Source organism: Citrobacter sp. RHB21-C05 (genome assembly GCF_013889015.1).
GTDB classification, from domain to species: Bacteria; Pseudomonadota; Gammaproteobacteria; order Enterobacterales; family Enterobacteriaceae; genus Citrobacter_A; species Citrobacter_A sedlakii.
This window is the reverse complement of the sequence record NZ_CP057611.1, coordinates 4,380,886-4,407,352: the sequence shown is the minus strand read 5'-3', so window position 1 is coordinate 4,407,352 and position 26,467 is coordinate 4,380,886. Positions and strand designations below refer to the sequence as shown.

The 26,467-nt window shown below is 54.0% G+C and carries 16 protein-coding genes, 6 tRNA genes, 3 rRNA genes, 1 pseudogene and 1 riboswitch; of the genes and pseudogenes, 20 read left to right on the top strand and 6 right to left on the bottom strand.

The annotated features are described in order from the left end of the window. Positions 1–71 precede the first annotated feature (71 nt). Together ppc and argE are read right to left on the bottom strand one after the other, a co-directional pair. Entirely contained in the window at positions 72–2,723 is a 2,652-nt protein-coding gene (ppc, locus tag HVX72_RS20925; RefSeq protein WP_042292644.1) for a phosphoenolpyruvate carboxylase, read from the bottom strand. A gap of 335 nt (positions 2,724–3,058) precedes the next feature. After that, positions 3,059–4,210 carry an acetylornithine deacetylase gene (argE, locus tag HVX72_RS20920; RefSeq protein ID WP_060571017.1) on the bottom strand — a complete coding sequence of 384 codons (1,152 nt, stop codon included), beginning with the start codon at positions 4,208–4,210 and terminating at the stop codon, positions 3,059–3,061. An 88-nt stretch (positions 4,211–4,298) separates the two neighbouring features. Here argE and argC point away from each other — a divergent pair, with 88 nt between their 5' ends. From argC to oxyR, 4 genes are all read left to right on the top strand, one after another. Next, positions 4,299–5,303, top strand: coding sequence for an N-acetyl-gamma-glutamyl-phosphate reductase (gene argC / locus HVX72_RS20915; RefSeq protein WP_060571018.1), 1,005 nt, complete (start codon positions 4,299–4,301; stop codon positions 5,301–5,303). A gap of 7 nt (positions 5,304–5,310) precedes the next feature. Next, positions 5,311–6,087, top strand: coding sequence for an acetylglutamate kinase (argB, locus tag HVX72_RS20910; protein ID WP_181822211.1), 777 nt, complete (start codon positions 5,311–5,313; stop codon positions 6,085–6,087). 77 nt (positions 6,088–6,164) lie between these two features. Further along, positions 6,165–7,538 (top strand): argininosuccinate lyase, encoded by a 1,374-nt coding sequence (gene argH / locus HVX72_RS20905; protein WP_060571019.1) that lies wholly within the window; start codon positions 6,165–6,167, stop codon positions 7,536–7,538. A 279-nt stretch (positions 7,539–7,817) separates the two neighbouring features. Continuing rightward, entirely contained in the window at positions 7,818–8,735 is a 918-nt protein-coding gene (gene oxyR / locus HVX72_RS20900) for a DNA-binding transcriptional regulator OxyR (RefSeq protein WP_042292657.1), read from the top strand. Here the strand turns inward: oxyR and sthA are convergent. Beyond that, positions 8,718–10,118 carry a Si-specific NAD(P)(+) transhydrogenase gene (gene sthA / locus HVX72_RS20895; RefSeq protein ID WP_042292659.1) on the bottom strand — a complete coding sequence of 467 codons (1,401 nt, stop codon included), beginning with the start codon at positions 10,116–10,118 and terminating at the stop codon, positions 8,718–8,720. The genes oxyR and sthA overlap by 18 nt on opposite strands. 198 nt (positions 10,119–10,316) lie before the next feature. Between sthA and fabR the strand changes: the two genes are divergently transcribed. Both fabR and HVX72_RS20885 read left to right on the top strand, forming a co-directional pair. Beyond that, positions 10,317–10,967: an HTH-type transcriptional repressor FabR gene (gene fabR, locus HVX72_RS20890; protein ID WP_060571020.1), complete on the top strand. Its 651-nt coding sequence runs from the start codon at positions 10,317–10,319 to the stop codon at positions 10,965–10,967. Then, positions 10,967–11,329, top strand: a complete 363-nt coding sequence (locus HVX72_RS20885) for a YijD family membrane protein (RefSeq protein ID WP_060571021.1) — start codon at positions 10,967–10,969, stop codon at positions 11,327–11,329. Before fabR ends, HVX72_RS20885 begins: the two co-directional genes overlap by 1 nt. A gap of 43 nt (positions 11,330–11,372) precedes the next feature. On the opposite strand, the gene trmA is transcribed toward HVX72_RS20885, so the two are convergent. After that, a complete protein-coding gene (gene trmA, locus HVX72_RS20880; protein WP_042292668.1) occupies positions 11,373–12,473 on the bottom strand; it encodes a tRNA (uridine(54)-C5)-methyltransferase TrmA in 1,101 nt (366 codons plus the stop codon). Between the two features lie 114 nt (positions 12,474–12,587). Next, positions 12,588–12,782: riboswitch (cobalamin riboswitch) on the top strand. 65 nt (positions 12,783–12,847) lie between these two features. On the opposite strand from trmA, the gene btuB reads away from it, so the two are divergent. From btuB to birA, 9 genes are all read left to right on the top strand, one after another. Then, positions 12,848–14,686 carry a TonB-dependent vitamin B12 receptor BtuB gene (gene btuB, locus HVX72_RS20875; RefSeq protein ID WP_181822210.1) on the top strand — a complete coding sequence of 613 codons (1,839 nt, stop codon included), beginning with the start codon at positions 12,848–12,850 and terminating at the stop codon, positions 14,684–14,686. After that, positions 14,631–15,482, top strand: coding sequence for a glutamate racemase (gene murI, locus HVX72_RS20870; protein ID WP_181822209.1), 852 nt, complete (start codon positions 14,631–14,633; stop codon positions 15,480–15,482). Before btuB ends, murI begins: the two co-directional genes overlap by 56 nt. 379 nt (positions 15,483–15,861) lie before the next feature. Next, a 16S ribosomal RNA gene (locus HVX72_RS20865) occupies positions 15,862–17,403 on the top strand. 69 nt (positions 17,404–17,472) lie between these two features. Beyond that, positions 17,473–17,549: transfer RNA gene (locus HVX72_RS20860), tRNA-Ile, on the top strand. A gap of 110 nt (positions 17,550–17,659) precedes the next feature. Continuing rightward, a tRNA-Ala gene (locus HVX72_RS20855) sits at positions 17,660–17,735 on the top strand. Positions 17,736–18,043: 308 nt separating this feature from the next. Next, positions 18,044–20,948 (top strand): 23S ribosomal RNA (locus HVX72_RS20850). A gap of 127 nt (positions 20,949–21,075) precedes the next feature. Continuing rightward, positions 21,076–21,191, top strand: a 5S ribosomal RNA gene (rrf, locus tag HVX72_RS20845). The 16S, 23S and 5S rRNA genes sit together here with 2 tRNA genes alongside, the layout of an rRNA operon. A 159-nt stretch (positions 21,192–21,350) precedes the next feature. Further along, positions 21,351–22,379 carry a UDP-N-acetylmuramate dehydrogenase gene (murB, locus tag HVX72_RS20840; RefSeq protein WP_181822208.1) on the top strand — a complete coding sequence of 343 codons (1,029 nt, stop codon included), beginning with the start codon at positions 21,351–21,353 and terminating at the stop codon, positions 22,377–22,379. Continuing rightward, on the top strand, positions 22,376–23,338 hold the full coding sequence (gene birA / locus HVX72_RS20835) for a bifunctional biotin--[acetyl-CoA-carboxylase] ligase/biotin operon repressor BirA (RefSeq protein WP_181822207.1): 963 nt from the start codon (positions 22,376–22,378) through the stop codon (positions 23,336–23,338). Before murB ends, birA begins: the two co-directional genes overlap by 4 nt. Positions 23,339–23,365: 27 nt before the next feature. Here birA and coaA read toward each other — a convergent pair whose 3' ends face one another. Next, positions 23,366–24,316 (bottom strand): type I pantothenate kinase, encoded by a 951-nt coding sequence (gene coaA / locus HVX72_RS20830; RefSeq protein ID WP_181823308.1) that lies wholly within the window; start codon positions 24,314–24,316, stop codon positions 23,366–23,368. A 303-nt stretch (positions 24,317–24,619) separates the two neighbouring features. Then, positions 24,620–24,700: pseudogene (locus HVX72_RS22285) on the bottom strand (hypothetical protein); the annotation flags it as partial. 19 nt (positions 24,701–24,719) lie between these two features. Here HVX72_RS22285 and HVX72_RS20825 point away from each other — a divergent pair. The 5 genes from HVX72_RS20825 to tuf all read left to right on the top strand — a co-directional run bounded on the left by HVX72_RS20825 (position 24,720) and on the right by tuf (position 26,459). Continuing rightward, a tRNA-Thr gene (locus HVX72_RS20825) sits at positions 24,720–24,795 on the top strand. Between the two features lie 8 nt (positions 24,796–24,803). Next, positions 24,804–24,888 (top strand) — tRNA-Tyr (locus HVX72_RS20820). Between the two features lie 114 nt (positions 24,889–25,002). Continuing rightward, a tRNA-Gly gene (locus tag HVX72_RS20815) sits at positions 25,003–25,077 on the top strand. A 5-nt stretch (positions 25,078–25,082) separates the two neighbouring features. Then, a tRNA-Thr gene (locus HVX72_RS20810) sits at positions 25,083–25,158 on the top strand. Positions 25,159–25,274: 116 nt separating this feature from the next. Next, positions 25,275–26,459: an elongation factor Tu gene (gene tuf, locus HVX72_RS20805; RefSeq protein WP_181822206.1), complete on the top strand. Its 1,185-nt coding sequence runs from the start codon at positions 25,275–25,277 to the stop codon at positions 26,457–26,459. The last annotated feature ends 8 nt before the right edge of the window (positions 26,460–26,467 follow it).

Here is a 26,467-nt window from a genome sequence, read left to right as displayed (position 1 = left end):
CGAAGTATTTATGACAGTTATATTTCAGATCACCCTCGCGCCATCGCACGAGGGTGACGAGAGAAGGAACGTTAGCCGGTGTTACGCATACCAGCCGCCACCCCAGCGATGGTCACCATCAGCGCCTGCTCAACGCGCGGATCCGGCTCTTTACCCTGTTCTTCCGTCAGACGCGAGCGGTGCAGTAACTCTGCCTGCAGGACGTTTAGCGGGTCGGTGTAGATATTACGCAACTGGATAGATTCGGCAATCCACGGCAGATCGGCCATCAGATGTGAATCGTTCGCGATATCCAGCACCACCTTGATGTCTTCTTGCAGCAGGTCACGCAGCTCTTTACCCAGCGGCCACAGTTCTTTCGACACCAGACGCTGATCGTAATATTCCGCCAGCCACAAATCCGCTTTTGCGAACACCATTTCCAGCATGCCGAGACGGGTGGAGAAGAACGGCCAGTCGCGGCACATGGCTTCCAGTTCGCTTTGCTTACCATCTTCAACCACTTTTTGCAGCGCGGTACCGGCGCCCAGCCAGGCGGGCAGCATCAGACGGTTTTGTGTCCAGGCGAAGATCCACGGAATGGCGCGCAGTGATTCCACGCCGCCGGTCGGACGGCGTTTCGCCGGACGTGAACCGAGCGGCAGTTTGCCCAGTTCCTGTTCCGGCGTTGCAGAGCGGAAGTAAGGCACGAAGTCTTTGTTTTCACGCACATAGCCCCGGTACAGATCGCAGGAGATCACCGACAGCTCGTCCATGATATGACGCCAGCCGTCTTTCGGTTCCGGCGGCGGCAGCAGATTCGCTTCCAGGATGGCGCTGGTATACAGCGACAGGCTGCTGACGGTCACTTCCGGCAAACCGTATTTAAAGCGGATCATTTCGCCCTGTTCGGTCACGCGCAGACCGCCTTTCAGGCTGCCTGGCGGCTGCGACAGCAATGCGGCGTGAGCTGGCGCGCCGCCGCGACCAATCGAGCCGCCGCGACCGTGGAACAGCGTCAGTTCGATACCCGCTTTCTCGCAGGTTTTGATGAGCGCATCCTGTGCCTGATACTGTGCCCAGGACGCCGCCATGACTCCGGCGTCTTTCGCCGAGTCGGAATAGCCGATCATCACCATCTGCTTGCCCTGGATCAAACCGCGATACCAGTCGATGTTCAGCAGTTGGGTCATGACATCGTCGGCGTTGTTCAGGTCGTCGAGGGTTTCAAACAGCGGGGCAACCGGCATGGCGAAACCAATGCCCGCTTCTTTCAGCAGCAGGTGTACCGCCAGCACGTCAGACGGCGTTTTCGCCATGGAAATCACGTAGGCGGCAATAGACCCTTTCGGCGCTTCAGCGATGACTTTACAGGTGTCGAGCACTTCACGGGTGTCGTTGCTTGGCTCCCAGTGATGCGGCAGCAATGGACGCTTGGAATTCAGTTCGCGGATCAGGAACGCCTGTTTGTCCGCTTCTGACCAGCTTTCATAGTCGCCGATGCCGAGATAGCGGGTTAGTTCGCCCAGCGCTTCGGTGTGGCGAGTGCTTTCCTGACGGATATCAATACGCACCAGCGGTACGCCGAAACATTTTACGCGGCGCAGGGTATCGAGCAGTTCGCCGTTGGCGATAATCCCCATACCGCAAGCCTGTAAGGACTGATAGCAGGCGTAAAGCGGTTCCCAAAGCTGTTCGTTTTGCGTCAGCAAACCCGCCGGTTTCGGTAGCTTTTCGCCTTTCAGGCGTGCCTCCAGCCAGGCCTGTGTTGCCATCAGGCGGGCGCGCAGATTTTTCATCAGATAGCGATAAGGCTCCGAGGCGCCTTCTTCACCCACCATCGCTAACAGTTCCGGCGTGGCGTCAACCATCGACAATTCTGAGACCAGAACCTGAATATCTTTCAGGAACAGGTCAGTGGCCTTCCAGCGGCTCAGTAGCAGGACATGGCGGGTAATGTCGGCGGTAACATTCGGGTTACCGTCACGGTCGCCGCCCATCCACGAAGTGAATCGCACGGGCACGAAATCAACCGGTAACTGGTAGCCCAGATTCTCTTCAAGCTGTTCGTTTAGCTCGCGCAGGTAGTTAGGTACACCCTGCCAGAGACTGTTCTCCACCACCGCGAAGCCCCATTTTGCTTCGTCTACCGGGCTGGGACGCAGCTTACGAATTTCATCGGTATGCCAGGACTGGGCGATCAGCTGGCGTAGACGGCGCATCAGCTGGTGACGTTCGTAATCGACGATGTCCTTGTTGTCGAGCTGTTTTAAGCAGGCGTTAACTTCCACCATTTTGTGGATCAGCGTGCGGCGGGTAATTTCCGTCGGGTGGGCGGTTAGCACCAGTTCAAGCGACAGGGATTCCACCGCTTTTTTGATGGTCGCTTCGTTAAGATCCGGCTGATTTTTGAGTTTACGCAGGGTGCGGGCAATCACTTCCGGGTTGCTGGCGGCTTCGCCTTTCGGCGAAATGCTGTGGTATTGCTCGGCGGTATTGGCCAGATTGAGGAACTGGCTGAACGCGCGGGCAACGGGCAGCAGCTCATCGTTCGACAAATTCTGTAACGTGGTGAGCAACTCCTGGCGGTTTGCTTCATTGCCAGCGCGTGAAGATTTAGACAGCTTACGGATTGTTTCTACGCGATCAAGAATGTTCTCTCCCAGCGCATCCTTGATGGTTTCTCCCAGCACTTTGCCGAGCATACTGACATTACTACGCAACGCGGAATATTGTTCGTTCATATTAACCCAGACACCCCATCTCTGTTGTAATTGTCCTGCGCTTTTCGCGTCGTAGCGGCGCTCGACACCCGAGGTTACCGGCTTATGTCAGTCCCCTGGATGTGCTTGTTTGCCGCCTTGCTACACCACGAAATATGTTGGACATTGTTCTTCGTCGTCTTTTATAAAGCCACGTAAAACCCCTGTCGTCAATTGCTGCGAAATCGGTTCAGCAAACCGATAAATCGCGGCCAATTTACGAAAGTTAATTCCTCGTGGATCAAATAAGCATTACTTATGAAAATGTAAAATAAACGCCGCGATTAACTCAAAAGTGTTAACGCGGCGATGAACATTTAATGCCAGCAAAAGTGATGCACGACCTGAGTGATTAATTCCCGGGTCGGTTTAATAAAACGCGTCTCCAGATATTCATCTGGCTGATGGGCCTGATTAATAGAACCCGGACCGAGGACCAGCGTCGGACACAGCGTTTGAATAAATGGCGCTTCGGTGCAGTAGTTCACCACGTCGGTTTTTTCGCCGAGCAGTTTTTCCACCACTTCAACCAACTGGTGATCCGGGGGACATTCGTAGCCCGGAATAGGCGGATGCAGTTCCGCCACCGTCAGGCGACCCGGCCAACGTTCACTCACCGGAGCCAGCGCTTCGTTCAGTAGGCCGTCAAGATCGCTCAGCGTCATGCCCGGCAAGGGACGGATATCCATGTGCAGCTCACAGCAGGCGCAGATGCGGTTCGAGGCGTCGCCGCCGTGCAGGCTGCCAAGGTTCAGTGTCGGATACGGTACGGTGAACGCGTCATAGTGGTAGCGTTCTTTTAGCGAGTCGCGCAGTTGTATGATGCGGCCTATCGCGTCATGCATCAGCTCAATGGCGTTCACGCCGCGCGCCGGATCGCTGGAGTGACCGGACTGACCGAGCACCCGCACCGCCGTGGAGATATGGCCCTTATGGGCACGAATCGGTTGCAGTGACGTTGGCTCGCCGATGATGGCGCAGTCCGGGCGAATCGATGTATTTTCAGAAAAATAGCGCGCGCCCGCCATGCTGGTTTCTTCATCGGCGGTCGCCAGAATGTACAGCGGTTTTTTCAGCGTCGTCACGTCGACGTCACGCAGGGCGTCGAGAATAAACGCGAAGAAGCCCTTCATGTCCGCGGTTCCCAGACCGTAGAGCTTGTTGTCATGCTCGGTGAGCGTGAAGGGGTCGCGCGTCCAGCGCCCGTCGTCAAACGGCACGGTGTCGGTGTGGCCCGTTAGCAGCAGACCGCCCGCGCCCTGTCCGGAGCTGGCGAGCAGATTGAATTTGTTTCGGGTTCCCGGAACCGGTTGAACCTCCACCTTAAAGCCAAGATCGCTGAACCACCCCGCCAGCAGATTGATTAAAGTCGCGTTGCTCTGGTCCAGCGCTTCTTCGGTGGCGCTGATGGACGGCGTGGCAATCAGGGCGCGGTAAATCTCGATAAATGGCGGTAAGTTCATTTTCATTGTTGACACACCTTAGGTCGTGATAGTATCAATATTCATGCAATAAATGTGAATAAAAATACATTAACGTTGAGCATAAAGGAACCCGATGTTGAATACGCTGATTGTAGGCGCTAGCGGTTATGCGGGCGCAGAGCTTGTAAGCTACGTAAATCGCCACCCTCATATGACCATAACCGCTTTGACCGTCTCAGCGCAAAGCAATGATGCAGGAAAGTTAATTTCCGATTTGCATCCGTGGCTTAAAGGCATTGTCGATCTGCCTTTGCAGCCGATGTCCGACATCAGCGCGTTTACCGACGGCGTGGACGTGGTGTTTTTAGCCACCGCCCACGAAGTCAGTCATGACCTGGCGCCGCAGTTTCTTGCCGCCGGTTGCGTGGTCTTCGATCTTTCCGGCGCGTTTCGGGTGAATGACGCCGGGTTCTATGAAAAATATTATGGCTTTACCCATCAATACCCTGAGCTGCTGGCAACCGCGGTTTATGGTCTGGCGGAATGGAACGCGGAAGCGTTAAAAGAAGCGAACCTGATTGCCGTGCCGGGCTGCTACCCGACGGCGGCGCAACTGTCGTTGAAGCCGTTGATCGATGGCGAACTGCTGGATCTGACCCAATGGCCGGTGATCAATGCCACCAGCGGCGTGAGCGGCGCAGGGCGTAAAGCGGCCCTTTCTAACAGTTTCTGCGAAGTGAGCTTACAGCCGTACGGGGTGTTTACCCATCGTCACCAGCCGGAAATCGCCACCCATTTGGGGGCAGACGTGATCTTCACGCCGCATCTGGGCAATTTCCCTCGCGGGATCCTTGAAACCATCACCTGCCGCCTGAAGCCGGGCGTGACGCAGGCGCACGTTGCCCAGACCTTGCAGCAGGCGTATCGCGATAAGCCCCTGGTGCGCCTGTATGACAAAGGCGTCCCGGCGCTGAAGAATGTGGTTGGTTTACCATTCTGTGATATCGGTTTTGCCGTACAGGACGAGCATTTGATCCTGGTGGCCACCGAAGATAACTTGTTGAAAGGTGCGGCTGCACAGGCAGTGCAGTGTGCCAATATTCGTTTCGGCTTCGCTGAAGCGCAGTCTCTTATTTAAGGGTGCAATGATGAATCCATTAATTATCAAGCTGGGCGGCGTATTACTGGATAGCGAAGAGGCGCTGGAGCGTCTGTTTACCGCGCTGGTTAACTATCGCGAATCACATCAACGCCCGCTGGTGATTGTTCACGGCGGCGGCTGTGTGGTCGACGAACTGATGAAAGGACTGAACCTGCCGGTCAAAAAGAAAAACGGCCTGCGCGTGACGCCTGCCGACCAGATTGACATCATTACCGGCGCGCTGGCGGGTACGGCGAACAAAACCCTGCTGGCGTGGGCGAAGAAGCATCATATCGCTGCTGTCGGGCTTTATCTGGGTGATGGCGACAGCGTCAACGTCACTCAACTGGATGAAGAATTAGGTCATGTTGGCCTGGCGCAGCCGGGATCGCCGGCGTTGATCAACACCCTGTTGGCGGGCGGTTTTCTGCCGGTAGTGAGTTCGATTGGCGTGACGGAAGACGGACGACTGATGAACGTTAACGCCGACCAGGCAGCGACCGCGCTGGCGGCAACGCTGGGAGCGGATCTGATCCTGCTCTCCGATGTGAGCGGTATTCTGGATGGTAAAGGCCAGCGTATTGCCGAAATGACCGCCGCGAAAGCGGAACAACTGATAGATCAGGGCATTATCACCGACGGCATGATCGTTAAAGTGAACGCCGCGCTGGATGCGGCCCGTACGCTCGGCCGCCCGGTGGATATCGCCTCTTGGCGTCATGCGGAGCAACTCCCGGCGCTGTTTAACGGTACGCCGATTGGAACACGTATTCTGGCGTAATCGATTTACGGTTTTGTAGGCCCGGTAAGCGCAGCGTCGCCGGGCAATGACATTCAAAGATATTAAGGAAGCATGGTATGGCACTTTGGGGTGGGCGTTTTACTCAGGCAGCAGATCAGCGGTTTAAACAGTTCAACGACTCGTTGCGCTTCGACTACCGCCTGGCGGAGCAGGATATTGTGGGTTCTGTCGCCTGGTCCAAAGCGCTGGTCACCGTCGGCGTGTTAACCGCTGACGAGCAGCGTCAGCTTGAAGACGCGCTGACCATTTTGCTGGAAGACGTTCGCGCGAACCCGCAGCAGATCCTGGAAAGCGACGCGGAAGATATCCACAGTTGGGTAGAAGGTAAACTGATCGACAAAGTGGGGCAGTTAGGTAAAAAGCTGCACACCGGACGCAGCCGTAACGATCAGGTCGCCACGGATTTGAAATTGTGGTGTAAAGACACCGTGAGCGAACTGCTCACTGCCAACCGCCAGCTGCAGCGCGCGTTGGTGGAGACGGCAGACCATAATCAGGATGCCGTTATGCCGGGTTACACCCACCTGCAGCGCGCGCAGCCGGTGACGTTTGCTCACTGGTGCCTGGCGTATGTCGAGATGTTGGCGCGGGACGAAAGCCGTCTGCAGGATGCCCTGAAACGTCTGGACGTCAGCCCGCTGGGCTGCGGCGCGCTGGCCGGGACAGCCTATGAGATCGATCGGGAACAGTTGGCAGGCTGGCTGGGCTTTGCCTCGGCGACGCGTAACAGCCTGGACAGCGTGTCCGACCGTGACCACGTGCTGGAGCTGCTGTCCAACGCCTCCATCGGTATGGTGCATCTTTCACGGTTCGCGGAGGACCTGATTTTCTTTAACACCGGCGAGGCGGGCTTCGTTGAGTTGTCCGATCGCGTGACGTCCGGCTCTTCCCTGATGCCGCAGAAGAAAAACCCGGACGCGCTGGAGCTGATCCGCGGTAAATGCGGCCGCGTGCAGGGGGCGCTGACGGGCATGATGATGACGCTGAAAGGCCTGCCGCTGGCGTATAACAAAGACATGCAGGAAGACAAAGAGGGCCTGTTTGACGCGCTCGACACCTGGCTGGACTGCCTGCATATGGCGGCGCTGGTGCTGGATGGCATTCAGGTGAAACGTCCGCGCTGCCAGGACGCGGCGCAGCAGGGGTATGCTAACGCCACTGAGCTGGCGGATTACCTGGTGGCGAAAGGCGTTCCGTTCCGTGAAGCGCACCATATCGTGGGTGAAACAGTGGTTGAGGCGATTCGTCAGGGGAAACCGCTGGAGGATCTGCCGTTGGCGGAGCTGCAGAAATTCAGCAGCGCGATTGGCGACGATGTCTATCCTGTCCTGTCGTTACAGTCATGCCTGGATAAACGTGCGGCGAAGGGCGGCGTTTCTCCGCAGCAGGTGGCGCAGGCCATTAGCTACGCGAAGGCGCGTCTGGCGTAGGGGATCATATGCCGGATTTATCCGGCAACACGTTTAAGCCTGGCCTTGCGCCGGGCTTTTTTACGCAAAAAAAAATGCGGACCACGGGGTCCGCAAAAGTTCACGTTGGCTTTAGTTATTCGGGTTGAGAGAAACTCTCAGAACGGGCAGTGGCTTCAAGGGTTAAACGATACCGCTCCGTTTCTGTGATGTATTATTAATCAGAAAGCTTGATAGGGATAATCGTTCGTTGCTATGCTACCTATCGCCATGAACTATCGTGGCGATGGAGGATGAATAATGAATATTCGCGATCTTGAATATCTGGTGGCATTAGCCGAACACCGCCACTTCCGGCGGGCGGCTGATTCCTGTCATGTCAGTCAGCCAACGCTGAGCGGGCAGATCCGCAAGCTGGAAGATGAGCTGGGCGTGATGCTGCTGGAGCGGACGAGTCGTAAAGTGCTGTTTACGCAGGCAGGTTTGCTACTGGTGGACCAGGCGCGCACCGTGCTGCGTGAGGTCAAAGTGCTCAAGGAGATGGCAAGCCAGCAGGGTGAAACCATGTCTGGCCCCCTGCACATTGGTTTGATCCCAACCGTGGGTCCTTACCTGTTGCCGCATATTATTCCGATGCTGCACCAGACGTTCCCGAAGCTGGAAATGTATCTGCATGAAGCGCAAACCCATCAACTGCTGGCGCAACTGGACAGCGGCAAGCTGGACTGCGTGATCCTGGCGCTGGTGAAAGAGAGTGAAGCGTTTATTGAAGTGCCGCTGTTCGACGAGCCGATGCTGCTGGCCATTTACGAAGATCACCCGTGGGCGAACCGTGACTGCGTACCGATGTCAGATCTGGCGGGTGAGAAACTGCTGATGCTGGAAGATGGCCACTGTCTGCGCGATCAGGCGATGGGCTTCTGCTTTGAAGCGGGCGCCGACGAAGATACCCATTTCCGCGCGACCAGCCTGGAAACGTTGCGTAATATGGTGGCGGCAGGCAGCGGAATTACCTTATTGCCTGCACTGGCGGTACCGCAAGAGCGCAAGCGCGACGGCGTTGTCTATTTGCCGTGTATTAAGCCGGAGCCGCGTCGTACGGTGGGACTGGTGTACCGCCCGGGATCCCCGCTGCGCAGTCGCTATGAGCAACTGGCAGAGGCCATCCGCGGCGCGATGGATGGCCATTTTGACAACGCGTTAAAAAAGGCGGTTTAAGCCATTTAACGCCGCTACCCGATAGGCTTCCGCCATTGTCGGGTAGTTAAAGGTGGTGTTAACGAAGTATTCAATCGTGTTACCGCCACCTTTTTGCTCCATAATCGCCTGGCCGATGTGAATAATCTCGGCCGCGCGCTCGCCAAAGCAGTGGATCCCCAGAATTTCTTTTGTTTCCCGATGAAACAGAATCTTCAGCGTGCCGACGTTCATGCCGACGATTTGCGCGCGCGCCAGATGTTTAAACTGGGCGCGACCCACCTCGTAAGGTACCTTCATCGACGTCAACTGCTGCTCGGTTTTCCCTACGGAGCTGATTTCGGGAATGGTGTAAATGCCGGTGGGGATATCTTCGATCAGATGCGCGGTCGCTTCCCCCTTCACCAGCGCCTGGGCGGCGATGCGTCCCTGATCGTAAGCCGCGGAGGCCAGACTTGGATAACCAATCACATCGCCTACCGCATAGACGTGCGGCAGCGCGGTCTGGTACATGCTGTTGACCTTAAGTTGTCCCCGGCTGTCTGTTTCGAGGCCAATATTCTGTAGCGCCAGAGAGTCAGTGTTGCCGGTACGGCCATTGGCGTACAACAGGCAGTCGGCTTTCAGCTTCTTGCCGGACTTGAGGTGCATAATCACCCCGTCATCGCAGCCTTCGATCTTCTCGTATTCTTCATTGTGACGAATCACAACGCCGCTGTTCCAGAAATGGTAAGAGAGGGAGTCTGACATCTCCTGATCGAGAAACGCCAGCAGGCGATCCCGGGTGTTGATCAGATCAACTTTGACGTCCATACCGCGGAAGATCGACGCATATTCGCAGCCAATCACCCCCGCGCCATAAATAATCACATGGCGAGGTTCATGGTGCAGATTGAGAATGGAGTCGCTGTCATAAATGCGCGGATGGGAGAAGTCGACGTCTGTTGGATGATACGGACGAGAACCGCAGGCGATAATGAATTTCTCTGCGGTCAGGGTTTCAACCGTGCCGTCATGACACTCCAGCGCCAGGGTGTGTTCATCCACAAAATGCGCGTTGCCCTGCAATATTTCACAGTGGTTACGCTCGTAAAACCCCTGCCGCATACGCGTTTGTTGATTAATCACGTTATCGGCATGGTTGAGAATGTCGGCGAAAGAGGAACGAAGCAGGCGGGAGTGATCGCTATATAAGGGGTTCTGATTGAATTCAATGATACGGCTGACGGCGTGGCGGAGGGCTTTCGACGGGATGGTGCCCCAGTGGGTGCAACCGCCGCCAACGTTATGATAACGTTCGATAACCGCGACGCGGGCTCCTTGCTTAACCAGTCCCATTGCAGCGCCTTCGCCGCCGGGGCCTGAACCTATTACTATGGCATCGTAATCGTAGGAATGTGGCATGGTGTGGCTTACCTGTTCTTATACATAAAAGCAACAGAATAGTAACATCATTGCGTTGATAACCCAATTATCGTTGTGCTCTTTTGCGAAGCCGGAGCACAAACCGCGCGTAAACAATCATTCACAAAGCTGAACAAACAGATTAACTTTGAACTCTGGTATAGTGCCAGACAAGGCATATGGAAGGATTCAGACATCGTGATGGGCGTTAGAGCGCAACAAAAAGAAAAAACCCGGCGTTCGCTGGTAGAGGCCGCATTCAGTCAATTGAGCGCGGAGCGTAGCTTCGCCAGCCTCAGCTTGCGCGAGGTTGCGCGTGAAGCAGGTATCGCGCCCACATCGTTTTATCGCCATTTCCGTGATGTGGATGAACTTGGGCTGACCATGGTCGATGAAAGCGGGCTGATGCTGCGACAGCTCATGCGGCAGGCGCGTCAGCGCATCGCCAAGGGCGGGAGTGTGATCCGCACCTCGGTCTCCACATTTATGGAGTTCATCGGTAACAACCCTAACGCCTTCCGTTTATTATTGCGTGAACGCTCCGGCACTTCCGCCGCATTTCGTGCCGCCGTTGCGCGAGAAATTCAGCATTTTATCGCGGAACTTGCGGACTATCTGGAACTCGAAAACCATATGCCTCGCGCGTTTACTGAAGCGCAAGCCGAAGCCATGGTGACAATCGTCTTCAGTGCGGGCGCCGAGGCGCTGGATGTGGGCGCTGAACAACGCCGACAATTAGAAGAGCGGCTGGTATTGCAACTGCGCATGATTGCGAAAGGAGCGTATTACTGGTATCGCCGTGAACAAGAGAAGATGACCCTCATTCCGGGTAACGTGAAGGAAGAGTAATGAAACAGTCAGTTCAGGATAAAGGTACGCTGCTGCTGGCGCTGATCGCCGGTTTGTCGATCAATGGCACGTTCGCGGCGCTGTTTAGCGCCATCGTGCCGTTTTCTGTTTTCCCGATTATTTCTCTGGTGCTGACGGTGTATTGCCTGCACCAGCGCTATCAAAATCGCACCATGCCTGTGGGGTTGCCGGGTCTGGCTGCGGCCTGTTTTATTCTTGGCGTGCTGCTGTACAGTACTGTCGTGCGCGCGGAGTATCCGGATATCGGCTCCAATTTCTTCCCGGCGGTGCTGTCGGTGATTCTGGTATTCTGGATTGGCGTGAAAATGCGTAACCGCAAGCAGGACATCGCGGAAGAGTAAGACAGGCCGGATGGGGGCATTATTGCTTTATCCGGCGTCTGTTTTACCTGGCGGTGAGTAACACGCCGCACTCCATATGGTGCGTATAGGGGAACTGGTCGAACAACGCCAGACGTTCAACTTTGTGCGTCTGGCTTAACGTTTCCAGATTTTTGCACAGCGTCTCCGGGTTACAGGAGATGTATAAAATACGCGGATACGCCTGCACCATTTTTTCGGTTTCGCTGTCCAGCCCGCTGCGCGGTGGATCGACAAAGATGGTTTCGCACTGATAGCTCTTCAGGTCGATACCCTTCAAACGAGTAAACTCGCGAACGCCGTTCATCGCCTGGGTAAATTCTTCTGCCGCCATGCGGATAATCTGCACATTCTCGATCTGGTTCGCCGCAATGTTGAATTGCGCCGCGGCGACGGACGGTTTGGCGATCTCGGTCGCCAGTACGCGCTCAAAGTTACGCGCCAGCGCTAAGGAAAAGTTACCGTTGCCGCAGTACAGTTCCAGCAAATCGCCTTTCGAACCTGTCGTGACATCCAGCGCCCATTCCAGCATCTGAATATTCATCGCTGCGTTTGGCTGGGTGAAACTGTTTTCAACCTGACGGTAGATCATCTCTTTGCCCGCCACCGGCAGACGCTCGTCAATGTAATCCTGATCCAGCGCGATTTTGGTTTTGGTCGCCCGGCCAATCAGATGCACGTTCAGATTTTGCGCGCGCAGGGCGTCACGTAGCGCTTCCGCTTCCTGTCGCCACGCATCGTCCAGCTTTTTATGGTACAGCAGCGATACCACTGCCTGATTGCTCATGGTGGTGAGATAGTCAATCTGGAACAGCTTATGGCGCAGGGTAGGATTCGTGCGCACGCCGTCGATCATCGCGGTCATCAACTGGTTGATCAGTTCGCTTGCCGCCGGAAAGCTGTCCACGCGAATCCGGCTTTTGGTCTGTTGATCGAAAATGATGTGATACAAATCATCGCCATCGTGCCAGATGCGGAATTCAGCACGCATACGATAGTGACTGACCGGGGAGCGGAACACTTCCGGAACCAGGCCAGAAAAAGGCGCCATCATACTCTGCAAGCGCACCACTTTTTCGGCGAGCTGCGCGTCATACTGTTCTGTCGGAAGGTGTTCGGGGGTCATGATGCATCCTGAAAAATAAAAGTACGCGGGGATTGTAGGGATTGCTCAACAGATGTCCAGACATTGATGACTTCTCATATTTAACAATCGGTCTGGACAGTATGTTGTTACAGACTGTAGCATCCGTGTGCCGGTCCTGTGAGTTAAAAGGGAATCCAGTGTGAATCTGGAGCTGACGCGCAGCGGTAAGGAAAGGTGAAATGAGAGCGTAAGCAGACACTGCCTGTGGGTGGGAAGTCTTCATTTCTGTTATCCGGATAAAGGATTACCTTCCAAGCCCGAAGACCTGCCGGCTGACGTCGCAACTGGTCTTCATCATCGCGTACTATCGGTGGGACCTGCGGCATCCTTCTTCTATTTATGGATGCTTTATAATGATTAAAAACATATCGCTGCTGACGGCGCTCTCCGTCACGGCCTTTTCTGGTTGGGCACAGGATGCCACGCCTGACACGTTTGTCGTCACGGCAAATCGTTTTCAACAACCCGTCAACACTGTCCTGGCCCCTACGGATATCGTCACTCGTGAAGATATCGACCGCTGGCAGTCCCGCACTGTTCTGGATGTTATGCGCCGTCTGCCGGGCGTGGACGTCGCGCAGAACGGCGGTATGGGACAGAGTTCCTCCCTGTTTGTACGCGGCACTGAAGCGAAACATGTGCTGGTATTGGTGGACGGCATTCCGGTGGCGCGTCCGGGAATTACCAATAACTCCGATATCGATCAAATTCCGGTCTCGCTGGTTCAGCGCATTGAATATATTCGGGGACCGCGCTCGGCGATATATGGCTCAGGGGCGATTGGCGGTGTGGTAAATATCATCACCATGGCGGGTGATGAGCGCGCGCAAATTAACGCGGGCGTCGGTTCGAACAGTTACCAACAGTATGACGGCACATGGCGTCAGCGTTTCGGTGATACGGTGTTGACGGCAGCGGGTGCTTACCAGTCCACCAAAGGCTTCGACGTGCAGCCGCGCTCCAGCTATAGCGGCGACGGCGATCGCGACGGTTACCGTAACAAACTGTTCTGGGGCGGCGTCGAACATAAATTTAACGATAATTTTGATGGCTACTTCCGCGGCTACGGCTATGCCAGCAATGCCGATTATGACCAGGGCAACTGGGGATACGACGGCGGAAACGATGAGCATCAGAATTACACCCAGTCATGGGATACCGGGCTGCGTTTCAATTCCGGGATCTACTCGTCACAACTGGTGGCCAACTACCAGCGCATTAAGGACTACAACTACAGCAGTCAGACCGGGCGCTACGCTACGGGATACACCCTGGATGATATGGAACAGCGCTATATCCAGTGGGGAAATAACGTGATCGTCGGTCATGGCGCGGTCAGCGCGGGGGTTGACTGGAAGCAGGAAAAACTGATGTCCTTTGGCGCTTCCGGAACCGACAACTACAAGCGCGATAACACCGGGCTTTACCTGACCGGGCAGCAGCAGATCGACAGCGTGACCCTGGAAGCCTCGGGTCGTGAAGATCATGACGATCAGTTTGGCTGGCACGGCACCTGGCAAACGGCAGCCGGCTGGCAGTTTGTCGACAACTATAAAGTGACGCTTTCCTACGGTACGGGTTTCCTCGCGCCTTCGCTTGGTCAGCAGTTTGGCGCTGAGCGCTTTGGCATCGCGTCCAACCCGAATCTGAAACCGGAAGAGTCTAAACAGTGGGAAGCCGGATTAGAGGGGGTGACCGGACCGCTGGACTGGCGTTTGTCGACCTATCATTACAAAATCCAGAACCTGATCGATTACAACAATAACACCTACTTCAACGTGAAGTCCGCGACCATTAAAGGCCTGGAGTGGACAGGCAATATCACGACGGGGCCGGTCGATCATCGCGTAACGTTACAATATGTTGACCCGCGCGATGATGAAACCGATCAGCGGCTCTACCGGCGTGCAAAACAGCAGGTGAAGTATGAGCTGAGCGGCGAGGTGTATGACCTGGGATGGGATGTGACGTACCAATACATCGGCGAGCGCTATGATTACGATTACGATAATTCCCGTAAGATAAAAATGGGCGGGCTGAGCGTGTGGGATATCGGACTTTCATATCCTGTCACCTCACACCTCACAGTTCGTGGTAAAATAGCCAACCTGTTCGATAAAGATTACGAGACAGTTTATGGCTACCAAACTGCAGGACGGGAATACACCTTGTCTGGCAGCTACACCTTCTGATCCACGCCCCACCGTGCTGGTATTTGATTCCGGTGTCGGTGGGTTGTCGGTCTATGACGAGATTCGGCGCCTCCTGCCGGATCTCCACTATATATACGCTTTCGATAACGTCGCTTTTCCTTATGGAGAGAAAAGCGAAGAATTTATTGTTGAGCGCGTCGTCGAGATAGTGACCGCCGTTCAGCAGCGCTATCCCCTTTCTCTGGCGGTGATTGCCTGCAATACGGCCAGTACCGTCTCGCTTCCCGCGCTGCGTGAGAAATTTGCTTTTCCCGTGGTGGGGGTCGTTCCGGCCATTAAACCGGCGGCGCGCTTAACGGCCAATGGCATTGTGGGGCTGCTGGCGACGCGCGGTACCGTAAAACGGCCCTATACCCATGAGCTGATCGCGCGTTTTGCTAATGAATGCCAGATCGCGATGCTGGGTTCTGCTGAGCTGGTGGAACTGGCTGAAGCGAAACTGCACGGTGAGCCTGTTCCGCTGGAGGAACTGCAGCGGATCCTGCGTCCCTGGCTGCGTATGCCAGAGCCTCCCGACACGGTAGTGCTCGGCTGTACGCACTTCCCATTACTAAAAGAAGAACTCCTGCGCGTTTTGCCGGAAGGGACGCGGCTGGTGGACTCCGGTGCGGCGATTGCACGGCGCACTGCCTGGCTACTGGAGCATGAAGCGCCGGATGCGAAATCGACGGACGCGAATGTTGCTTATTGCATGGCGCTGACAGTAGAGACTGAACAACTTTTACCCGTTTTACAGCGTTATGGCTTTGAGTCGCTTGAAAAACTGTCGGTTTAACGCCAATTTGGGTAAATATCAGGCAGTCGAAAAATTATTTTAAATTTCCTCTTGTCAGCCCGAAATAACTCCCTATAATGCGCCACCACTGACACGGAACAACGGCACGCAAGCCGCCGGGTCAGCGGGGTTCAGAGATGAACGCCGGCAGAGAAAAGCGAAAATAATCGCTTGACTCTGAATGAGGAAAACGTAATATACGTGACCTCGCGACAGAGCGCTGAAGCGCGTCGCAACTGCTCTTTAACAATTTATCAGACAATCTGTGTGGGCACTCAAAGTGACATGGATTCTTAACGTCGCAAGACGAAAAATGAATACCAAGTCTCTGAGTGAACACGTAATTCATTACGAAGTTTAATTCACGAGCATCAAACTTAAATTGAAGAGTTTGATCATGGCTCAGATTGAACGCTGGCGGCAGGCCTAACACATGCAAGTCGAACGGTAACAGGAAGCAGCTTGCTGCTTTGCTGACGAGTGGCGGACGGGTGAGTAATGTCTGGGAAACTGCCCGGTGGAGGGGGATAACTACTGGAAACGGTAGCTAATACCGCATAACGTCGCAAGACCAAAGAGGGGGACCTTCGGGCCTCTTGCCACCGGATGTGCCCAGATGGGATTAGCTTGTTGGTGAGGTAACGGCTCACCAAGGCGACGATCCCTAGCTGGTCTGAGAGGATGACCAGCCACACTGGAACTGAGACACGGTCCAGACTCCTACGGGAGGCAGCAGTGGGGAATATTGCACAATGGGCGCAAGCCTGATGCAGCCATGCCGCGTGTATGAAGAAGGCCTTCGGGTTGTAAAGTACTTTCAGCGGGGAGGAAGGGATTGTGGTTAATAACCGCAGTCATTGACGTTACCCGCAGAAGAAGCACCGGCTAACTCCGTGCCAGCAGCCGCGGTAATACGGAGGGTGCAAGCGTTAATCGGAATTACTGGGCGTAAAGCGCACGCAGGCGGTCTGTCAAGTCGGATGTGAAATCCCCGGGCTCAACCTGGGAACTGCATTCGAAACTGGCAGGCTTGAGTCTCGTAGAGGGGGGTAGAATTCCAGGTGTAGCGGTGAAATGCGTAGAGATCTGGAGGAATACCGGTGGCGAAGGCGGCCCCCTGGACGAAGACTGACGCTCAGGTGCGAAAGCGTGGGGAGCAAACAGGATTAGATACCCTGGTAGTCCACGCCGTAAACGATGTCTACTTGGAGGCTGTGCCCTTGAGGCGTGGCTTCCGGAGCTAACGCGTTAAGTAGACCGCCTGGGGAGTACGGCCGCAAGGTTAAAACTCAAATGAATTGACGGGGGCCCGCACAAGCGGTGGAGCATGTGGTTTAATTCGATGCAACGCGAAGAACCTTACCTGGTCTTGACATCCACGGAAGACTGCAGAGATGCGGTTGTGCCTTCGGGAACCGTGAGACAGGTGCTGCATGGCTGTCGTCAGCTCGTGTTGTGAAATGTTGGGTTAAGTCCCGCAACGAGCGCAACCCTTATCCTTTGTTGCCAGCGGTCCGGCCGGGAACTCAAAGGAGACTGCCAGTGATAAACTGGAGGAAGGTGGGGATGACGTCAAGTCATCATGGCCCTTACGACCAGGGCTACACACGTGCTACAATGGCATATACAAAGAGAAGCGACCTCGCGAGAGCAAGCGGACCTCATAAAGTATGTCGTAGTCCGGATTGGAGTCTGCAACTCGACTCCATGAAGTCGGAATCGCTAGTAATCGTGGATCAGAATGCCACGGTGAATACGTTCCCGGGCCTTGTACACACCGCCCGTCACACCATGGGAGTGGGTTGCAAAAGAAGTAGGTAGCTTAACCTTCGGGAGGGCGCTTACCACTTTGTGATTCATGACTGGGGTGAAGTCGTAACAAGGTAACCGTAGGGGAACCTGCGGTTGGATCACCTCCTTACCTTAAAGAACCTGCCTTTGTAGTGTCCACACAGATTGTCTGATGAAAAACGAACAGTAAAACCTCTACAGGCTTGTAGCTCAGGTGGTTAGAGCGCACCCCTGATAAGGGTGAGGTCGGTGGTTCAAGTCCACTCAGGCCTACCAAATTCGCTCCCGTGCTTTGTTGTGGCAAAGCTCGCATACTGATGTATGCTTCGCTTCACCACGCCGCGCCCGGAAACGAATTATCGGTAAAGAGGTTCTGACTACACGATGGGGCTATAGCTCAGCTGGGAGAGCGCCTGCTTTGCACGCAGGAGGTCTGCGGTTCGATCCCGCATAGCTCCACCATTCTGTAGAACGTTTATGTAAGAAAACTTCAGAGTGTACCTGAAAAGGTTCACTGCGAAGTTTTGCTCTTTAAAAATCTGGATCAAGCTGAAAATTGAAACACAGAACAACGAAAGTTGTTCGTGAGTCTCTCAATTATCGCAACCATGAAGGATCCTGTCACAGGTGACGTGAGCGAAGTGAAGACAAGGCGTACCGCACGCAGCGAGCGCAGTGGACTTACCGTCCATGAGCATCGCGAGTACGGAACAACGCAGTATTCACGACGCGCAACGAACCGGACAGAACAAGACCTCTTCGGGTTGTGAGGTTAAGCGACCAAGCGTACACGGTGGATGCCCTGGCAGTCAGAGGCGATGAAGGACGTGCTAATCTGCGAAAAGCGTCGGCGAGGTGATATGAACCTTTGACCCGGCGATGTCCGAATGGGGAAACCCAGTGTGATTCGTCACACTATCGTTAACTGAATACATAGGTTAACGAGGCGAACCGGGGGAACTGAAACATCTAAGTACCCCGAGGAAAAGAAATCAACCGAGATTCCCCCAGTAGCGGCGAGCGAACGGGGAGCAGCCCAGAGCCTGAATCAGCCAGTGTGGTAGTGGAAGTGTCTGGAAAGGCACGCGATACAGGGTGACAGCCCCGTACACAAAACCGCACCGGTTGTGAGCTCGATGAGTAGGGCGGGACACGTGGTATCCTGTCTGAATATGGGGGGACCATCCTCCAAGGCTAAATACTCCTGACTGACCGATAGTGAACCAGTACCGTGAGGGAAAGGCGAAAAGAACCCCGGCGAGGGGAGTGAAAAAGAACCTGAAACCGTGTACGTACAAGCAGTGGGAGCCTCTTTATGGGGTGACTGCGTACCTTTTGTATAATGGGTCAGCGACTTATATTCTGTAGCAAGGTTAACCGAATAGGGGAGCCGCAGGGAAACCGAGTCTTAACTGGGCGTTAAGTTGCAGGGTATAGACCCGAAACCCGGTGATCTAGCCATGGGCAGGTTGAAGGTTGGGTAACACTAACTGGAGGACCGAACCGACTAATGTTGAAAAATTAGCGGATGACCTGTGGCTGGGGGTGAAAGGCCAATCAAACCGGGAGATAGCTGGTTCTCCCCGAAAGCTATTTAGGTAGCGCCTCGTGAACTCATCTCCGGGGGTAGAGCACTGTTTCGGCTAGGGGGCCATCCCGGCTTACCAACCCGATGCAAACTGCGAATACCGGAGAATGTTATCACGGGAGACACACGGCGGGTGCTAACGTCCGTCGTGAAGAGGGAAACAACCCAGACCGCCAGCTAAGGTCCCAAAGTCATGGTTAAGTGGGAAACGATGTGGGAAGGCTCAGACAGCCAGGATGTTGGCTTAGAAGCAGCCATCATTTAAAGAAAGCGTAATAGCTCACTGGTCGAGTCGGCCTGCGCGGAAGATGTAACGGGGCTAAACCATGCACCGAAGCTGCGGCAGCGACACTATGTGTTGTTGGGTAGGGGAGCGTTCTGTAAGCCGTTGAAGGTGTGTCGTGAGGCATGCTGGAGGTATCAGAAGTGCGAATGCTGACATAAGTAACGATAAAGCGGGTGAAAAGCCCGCTCGCCGGAAGACCAAGGGTTCCTGTCCAACGTTAATCGGGGCAGGGTGAGTCGACCCCTAAGGCGAGGCCGAAAGGCGTAGTCGATGGGAAACAGGTTAATATTCCTGTACTTGGTGTTACTGCGAAGGGGGGACGGAGAAGGCTATGTCGGCCGGGCGACGGTTGTCCCGGTTTAAGCGTGTAGGTGTGTGTTCCAGGTAAATCCGGTTCACTTTAACACTGAGGCGTGATGACGAGGCACTACGGTGCTGAAGTGACAAATGCCCTGCTTCCAGGAAAAGCCTCTAAGCATCAGGTAACACGAAATCGTACCCCAAACCGACACAGGTGGTCAGGTAGAGAATACCAAGGCGCTTGAGAGAACTCGGGTGAAGGAACTAGGCAAAATGGTGCCGTAACTTCGGGAGAAGGCACGCTGATATGTAGGTGAAGTGATTTACTCATGGAGCTGAAATCAGTCGAAGATACCAGCTGGCTGCAACTGTTTATTAAAAACACAGCACTGTGCAAACACGAAAGTGGACGTATACGGTGTGACGCCTGCCCGGTGCCGGAAGGTTAATTGATGGGGTTATCCGTAAGGAGAAGCTCTTGATCGAAGCCCCGGTAAACGGCGGCCGTAACTATAACGGTCCTAAGGTAGCGAAATTCCTTGTCGGGTAAGTTCCGACCTGCACGAATGGCGTAATGATGGCCAGGCTGTCTCCACCCGAGACTCAGTGAAATTGAACTCGCTGTGAAGATGCAGTGTACCCGCGGCAAGACGGAAAGACCCCGTGAACCTTTACTATAGCTTGACACTGAACACTGGTCCTTGATGTGTAGGATAGGTGGGAGGCTTTGAAGCGTGGACGCCAGTCTGCGTGGAGCCGCCCTTGAAATACCACCCTTTAATGGCTGGTGTTCTAACGTGGGCCCGTAATCCGGGTTGCGGACAGTGTCTGGTGGGTAGTTTGACTGGGGCGGTCTCCTCCTAAAGAGTAACGGAGGAGCACGAAGGTTGGCTAATCCTGGTCGGACATCAGGAGGTTAGTGCAATGGCATAAGCCAGCTTGACTGCGAGCGTGACGGCGCGAGCAGGTGCGAAAGCAGGTCATAGTGATCCGGTGGTTCTGAATGGAAGGGCCATCGCTCAACGGATAAAAGGTACTCCGGGGATAACAGGCTGATACCGCCCAAGAGTTCATATCGACGGCGGTGTTTGGCACCTCGATGTCGGCTCATCACATCCTGGGGCTGAAGTAGGTCCCAAGGGTATGGCTGTTCGCCATTTAAAGTGGTACGCGAGCTGGGTTTAGAACGTCGTGAGACAGTTCGGTCCCTATCTGCCGTGGGCGCTGGAGAACTGAGGGGGGCTGCTCCTAGTACGAGAGGACCGGAGTGGACGCATCACTGGTGTTCGGGTTGTCATGCCAATGGCACTGCCCGGTAGCTAAATGCGGAAGAGATAAGTGCTGAAAGCATCTAAGCACGAAACTTGCCCCGAGATGAGTTCTCCCTGACTCCTTGAGAGTCCTGAAGGAACGTTGAAGACGACGACGTTGATAGGCCGGGTGTGTAAGCGCAGCGATGCGTTGAGCTAACCGGTACTAATGAACCGTGAGGCTTAACCTTACAACGCCGAAGATGTTTTGGCGGATTGAGAGATTTTCAGCTTAGATTCAGAGTTAAGTACGCAATAGTTTACGCAGCCAGCGCCGCTGATGCGATAAAGTATTGCGTACAGAGCACAAAGAATTTGCCTGGCGGCCGTAGCGCGGTGGTCCCACCTGACCCCATGCCGAACTCAGAAGTGAAACGCCGTAGCGCCGATGGTAGTGTGGGGTCTCCCCATGCGAGAGTAGGGAACTGCCAGGCATCAAACAAGTGAAAGCCCATCCTGACGGATGGGCTTTTTGCGTTTCTGGCGCTGGTCTACTGAATCAGTCTGTAGTAATCAAACCCATTCCGCCATAAAACAAGCCTTACCGCAGCATATGCGTTAAAATAACGCGATTATGCATCTGGAAAGCGTCTATGAATCACTCCCTTAAATCCTGGAATACCTTTGGTATCGATCAGTCTGCAAATGAAATTGTTTGTGCTGAGAATGAACAACAACTCTTAAATGCCTGGCAAACCGCCAATGCAAAGCAACAACCGGTATTGATTCTGGGTGAGGGGAGTAATGTACTGTTCCTTAATGCTTTCCATGGGACTGTCATCATCAATCGTATTAAAGGAATTGAGGTGACAGAACAACCAGATGCGTGGCATTTGCATGTTGGCGCTGGCGAAAACTGGCATCAGCTGGTTCAGCATACGTTGCAGCTTGGTATGCCTGGACTGGAAAACCTGGCGCTGATCCCTGGCTGCGTCGGTTCTTCTCCCATTCAGAATATAGGTGCTTACGGCGTTGAGCTTCAACGGGTCTGTGATTACGTTGACTGCATCGAATTAGCGACGGGGACGCCTCACCGTCTTAGCGCTAAAGAGTGCCGTTTTGGATACCGTGACAGCATTTTCAAACATGAGTATCAGGATCGCTTTGCAATTGTCGCCGTTGGCCTGCGCCTGTCTAAGCAATGGCAGCCAGTATTGACCTATGGCGATCTCACGCGACTCGACCCGGCGACCGTTACGCCTCAGCAGGTGTTTGACTCCGTCTGCCATATGCGAATGACTAAACTGCCAGACCCGAAAGTAAACGGTAACGCAGGCAGCTTTTTTAAAAATCCTGTCGTGACAGTTGACGTTGCACAGGCACTGTTATCTGCATTCCCCCACGCGCCACATTATCCCCAGGCGGATGGCTCAGTAAAACTGGCGGCTGGCTGGCTAATTGACCAGTGCCAGCTTAAAGGCATTGGGATTGGCGGCGCTGCCGTACATCGCCAGCAGGCTTTGGTACTCATTAACGCGGATAATGCGACAAGTGAAGATGTTGTCCAGTTGGCGCATCTGGTTCGTGAGAAAGTTGGAGAAAAATTTAACGTCTGGCTGGAACCGGAAGTGCGGTTCATTGGACAAATGGGTGAGGTCAATGCCGTGGAGATCATCGCATGAAGGATAATACCGTTCCCCTGACGCTGATCTCTCTGCTAGCCGACGGCGAGTTTCATTCTGGCGAACAGCTAGGTGATACGCTGGGGATGAGCCGCGCCGCCATTAACAAGCATATCCAGACACTACGAGATTGGGGCGTTGATGTTTTCACCGTGCCTGGCAAAGGCTATAGTCTGCCCGAGCCGATCCAACTGCTGGACGCGAATCGTATTCATAGCCAACTGGATCGCGGCACGGTTGCTGTGCTCCCTGTGATCGATTCAACCAATCAGTATCTCCTGGAGCGAATCGGAGAACTGCAGTCAGGTGACGCATGTGTCGCTGAATATCAGCAGGCCGGGCGCGGTCGCCGTGGACGTAAATGGTTTTCGCCATTCGGCGCCAACTTATATCTGTCGATATACTGGCGTCTGGAACAGGGACCCGCTGCGGCGATCGGTTTAAGCCTGGTGATTGGCATCGTGATGGCGGAAGTCTTACGCGATTTGGGAGCAGATAAGGTTCGCGTAAAGTGGCCAAACGATCTGTATCTGTTGGATCGCAAACTGGCAGGGATCCTGGTTGAACTGACGGGGAAAACAGGCGACGCTGCACAGATCGTGATCGGCGCAGGAATAAACATGGCGATGCGTCGTGTTGAAGAGGGCATCGTAAATCAGGGATGGATTACGTTACAGGAAGCCGGTATCACGCTCGATCGCAATACGCTGGCTGCAAGACTCATTCGTGAATTACGTACCGCGCTGGAGTTATTTGAGCAGGAAGGCCTGGCTCCCTATCTTTCGCGTTGGGAAAAACTGGATAACTTTATCAATCGCCCGGTCAAACTGATTATCGGTGAAAAAGAAATATACGGCATCTCTCGGGGGATTGATACGCAGGGCGCATTGCTGCTTGAGCAGGACGGGATAGTAAAACCCTGGGTGGGAGGGGAAATATCCCTGAGAAGCGCGCAATAAAAAGGGGAGCGATTGCTCCCTTTTTATTTATTTACGCAGGCGAACCTGCTCGACCGCATGATTTGCGCTTTTTGTCATAATGAGGCTTGCGCGTTCACGTGTGGGTAAGATGTTTTGCTTCAAATTCAGCCAGTTAATCTCTTTCCATAACGCCGTAGCGGTATTGATTGCCTCATCCTTTGACAGTTTCGCGTAGTTATGGAAATAAGAATCGGGGTCAGTAAACGCCCCTTCACGGAATTTGAGGAAGCGGTTGATATACCACGTTTGCAGTAAATCTTCCGGTGCATCAACATAAATAGAAAAGTCGACGAAATCAGAAACAAATACATGATGAGGGTCGTGCGGATAGTCCATTCCGCTTTGCAACACGTTAAGCCCTTCGAGAATTAATATATCCGGCTGCGCCACCGTTTTATCGCCATCAGGAATCACGTCATATATCAGGTGCGAGTAAACCGGAGCCGTCACATTTGGCACGCCTGATTTAAGATCAGAAACAAACTTAACCAGGCGGTGCATATCATAGGACTCAGGAAACCCTTTCTTCTTCATCAGACCGCGATCTTTCAGCACCTGGTTAGGGTGAAGAAAACCATCAGTGGTAATCAACTCAACGCGACGATGCTCCGGCCAACGGCTCAGCAGCGCTTGCAACACGCGCGCGGTGGTACTTTTTCCTACAGCCACGCTGCCGGCAATACTGATGATATAAGGGATACGCTCGCCATTCGTGCCAAGGAACTGCTCGAGAACCGCCTGACGACGAAGGTTTGAGCTGATATAGAAGTTAAGCAAACGCGACAGAGGCAAATAAATCTCCGCGACTTCTTCCAGCGACAGATCTTCATTTATACCTTTTAACCGTGCGATCTCATCTTCAGTCAGAGTCATTGGCACGGAATCACGAAGTGCAGCCCACTGGTTGCGGTTAAACTGTAGGTAAGGCGTCATTAACGTTTGCTCTTTTATACTCATAAGCATGTTTCTGGCTGTCATTACTTCATCAGGGCCGTGATGAAAAAGCGCGTCAGCCCCGGCATGCAATGGCACGTCACATTTCAGTTAATCTGGACAATGGGCAGGAGGGTAACACCAGATGGAAAGGAATAATAAGAAAAAATGTTTCCCTTACTTCATTCGCTGAAAAGCAATGTGACGCATATTCCAGATGTGAAGATGATAATTTTAGCCAGTAAGCGGCCCACTGCCGACAGCAAAGCGAAACTTGCCTTGTCCGTAATGTCGAAATTTTATGCTAAGCTGTCTGAAAATACGTCATTTATTGGTCGTATAGCGCAAAATGTGAGCGATAGAACATTTTATGCAATTTTTTAGTTGCATGCGCTCGCAGGTCTCCATAGAATGCGCGCTACTTGATGCCGACTTAGCTCAGTAGGTAGAGCAACTGACTTGTAATCAGTAGGTCACCAGTTCGATTCCGGTAGTCGGCACCATCAAGTCCGGTGGGGTTCCCGAGCGGCCAAAGGGAGCAGACTGTAAATCTGCCGTCATAGACTTCGAAGGTTCGAATCCTTCCCCCACCACCACTTTCTGGCAGCGAATGCTGTCTGAGCTGGTTAAGAAAATAATCGGCTCGAATGAGAAAAGAGACTCGTCTCTTTTTTTGTTACAGAAAGAACTGGGTAGCCGAGTTTCAGGATGCGGGCATCGTATAATGGCTATTACCTCAGCCTTCCAAGCTGATGATGCGGGTTCGATTCCCGCTGCCCGCTCCAGACGTGCTGATATGGCTCAGTTGGTAGAGCGCACCCTTGGTAAGGGTGAGGTCCCCAGTTCGACTCTGGGTATCAGCACCACTTCACTTCTCCTTCCCGTGTTTTCTCTGTAACGACTCAATGATTCAACAGTCAGGCATATCGCCTGGTTGATGTGGTGATATCACCGATTTATCCGTGTCTTAGAGGGACAATCGATGTCTAAAGAAAAGTTTGAACGTACAAAACCGCACGTTAACGTCGGTACTATCGGCCACGTTGACCATGGTAAAACAACGCTGACCGCTGCAATCACTACCGTACTGGCTAAAACCTACGGCGGTGCTGCTCGCGCATTCGACCAGATCGATAACGCGCCGGAAGAAAAAGCGCGTGGTATCACCATCAACACCTCTCACGTTGAATACGATACCCCGACCCGTCACTACGCGCACGTAGACTGCCCGGGCCACGCCGACTATGTTAAAAACATGATCACCGGTGCTGCGCAGATGGACGGCGCGATCCTGGTTGTTGCCGCGACTGACGGCCCGATGCCGCAGACCCGTGAGCACATCCTGCTGGGTCGTCAGGTAGGCGTTCCGTACATCATCGTGTTCCTGAACAAATGCGACATGGTTGATGACGAAGAGCTGCTGGAACTGGTAGAGATGGAAGTTCGTGAACTGCTGTCTCAGTACGATTTCCCGGGCGACGACACGCCGATCGTTCGTGGTTCAGCTCTGAAAGCGCTGGAAGGCGACGCGGAGTGGGAAGCGAAAATCATCGAACTGGCAGGCTTCCTGGATTCTTACATTCCGGAACCAGAGCGTGCGATTGACAAGCCGTTCCTGCTGCCGATCGAAGACGTATTCTCCATCTCCGGTCGTGGTACCGTTGTTACCGGTCGTGTAGAGCGCGGTATCATCAAAGTGGGCGAAGAAGTTGAAATCGTTGGTATCAAAGAGACTGCGAAGTCTACCTGTACTGGCGTTGAAATGTTCCGCAAACTGCTGGACGAAGGCCGTGCGGGTGAGAACGTAGGTGTTCTGCTGCGTGGTATCAAACGTGAAGAAATCGAACGTGGTCAGGTACTGGCGAAGCCGGGCACCATCAAGCCGCACACCAAGTTCGAATCTGAAGTGTATATTCTGTCCAAAGACGAAGGCGGCCGTCATACTCCGTTCTTCAAAGGATACCGTCCGCAGTTCTACTTCCGTACAACTGACGTGACTGGCACCATCGAACTGCCGGAAGGCGTAGAGATGGTAATGCCGGGCGACAACATCAAAATGGTTGTTACCCTGATCCACCCGATCGCGATGGACGACGGTCTGCGTTTCGCAATCCGTGAAGGCGGCCGTACTGTAGGTGCGGGCGTGGTTGCTAAAGTTCTCGGCTAATTGCTGAT

Bases quoted from the DNA above. Each gene is read 5' to 3' on its own strand.
- tuf (WP_181822206.1), top strand. From the start codon at position 25,275: ATGTCTAAAGAAAAGTTTGAACGTACAAAACCGCACGTTAACGTCGGT.
- coaA (WP_181823308.1), bottom strand. From the start codon at position 24,316: ATGAGTATAAAAGAGCAAACGTTAATGACGCCTTACCTACAGTTTAAC.
- murB (WP_181822208.1), top strand. From the start codon at position 21,351: ATGAATCACTCCCTTAAATCCTGGAATACCTTTGGTATCGATCAGTCT.
- birA (WP_181822207.1), top strand. From the start codon at position 22,376: ATGAAGGATAATACCGTTCCCCTGACGCTGATCTCTCTGCTAGCCGAC.
- trmA (WP_042292668.1), bottom strand. From the start codon at position 12,473: ATGACCCCCGAACACCTTCCGACAGAACAGTATGACGCGCAGCTCGCC.
- argH (WP_060571019.1), top strand. From the start codon at position 6,165: ATGGCACTTTGGGGTGGGCGTTTTACTCAGGCAGCAGATCAGCGGTTT.
- HVX72_RS20885 (WP_060571021.1), top strand. From the start codon at position 10,967: ATGAAACAGTCAGTTCAGGATAAAGGTACGCTGCTGCTGGCGCTGATC.
- argE (WP_060571017.1), bottom strand. From the start codon at position 4,210: ATGAAAATGAACTTACCGCCATTTATCGAGATTTACCGCGCCCTGATT.
- ppc (WP_042292644.1), bottom strand. From the start codon at position 2,723: ATGAACGAACAATATTCCGCGTTGCGTAGTAATGTCAGTATGCTCGGC.
- sthA (WP_042292659.1), bottom strand. From the start codon at position 10,118: ATGCCACATTCCTACGATTACGATGCCATAGTAATAGGTTCAGGCCCC.
- btuB (WP_181822210.1), top strand. From the start codon at position 12,848: ATGATTAAAAACATATCGCTGCTGACGGCGCTCTCCGTCACGGCCTTT.
- argB (WP_181822211.1), top strand. From the start codon at position 5,311: ATGATGAATCCATTAATTATCAAGCTGGGCGGCGTATTACTGGATAGC.
- murI (WP_181822209.1), top strand. From the start codon at position 14,631: ATGGCTACCAAACTGCAGGACGGGAATACACCTTGTCTGGCAGCTACA.
- oxyR (WP_042292657.1), top strand. From the start codon at position 7,818: ATGAATATTCGCGATCTTGAATATCTGGTGGCATTAGCCGAACACCGC.
- argC (WP_060571018.1), top strand. From the start codon at position 4,299: ATGTTGAATACGCTGATTGTAGGCGCTAGCGGTTATGCGGGCGCAGAG.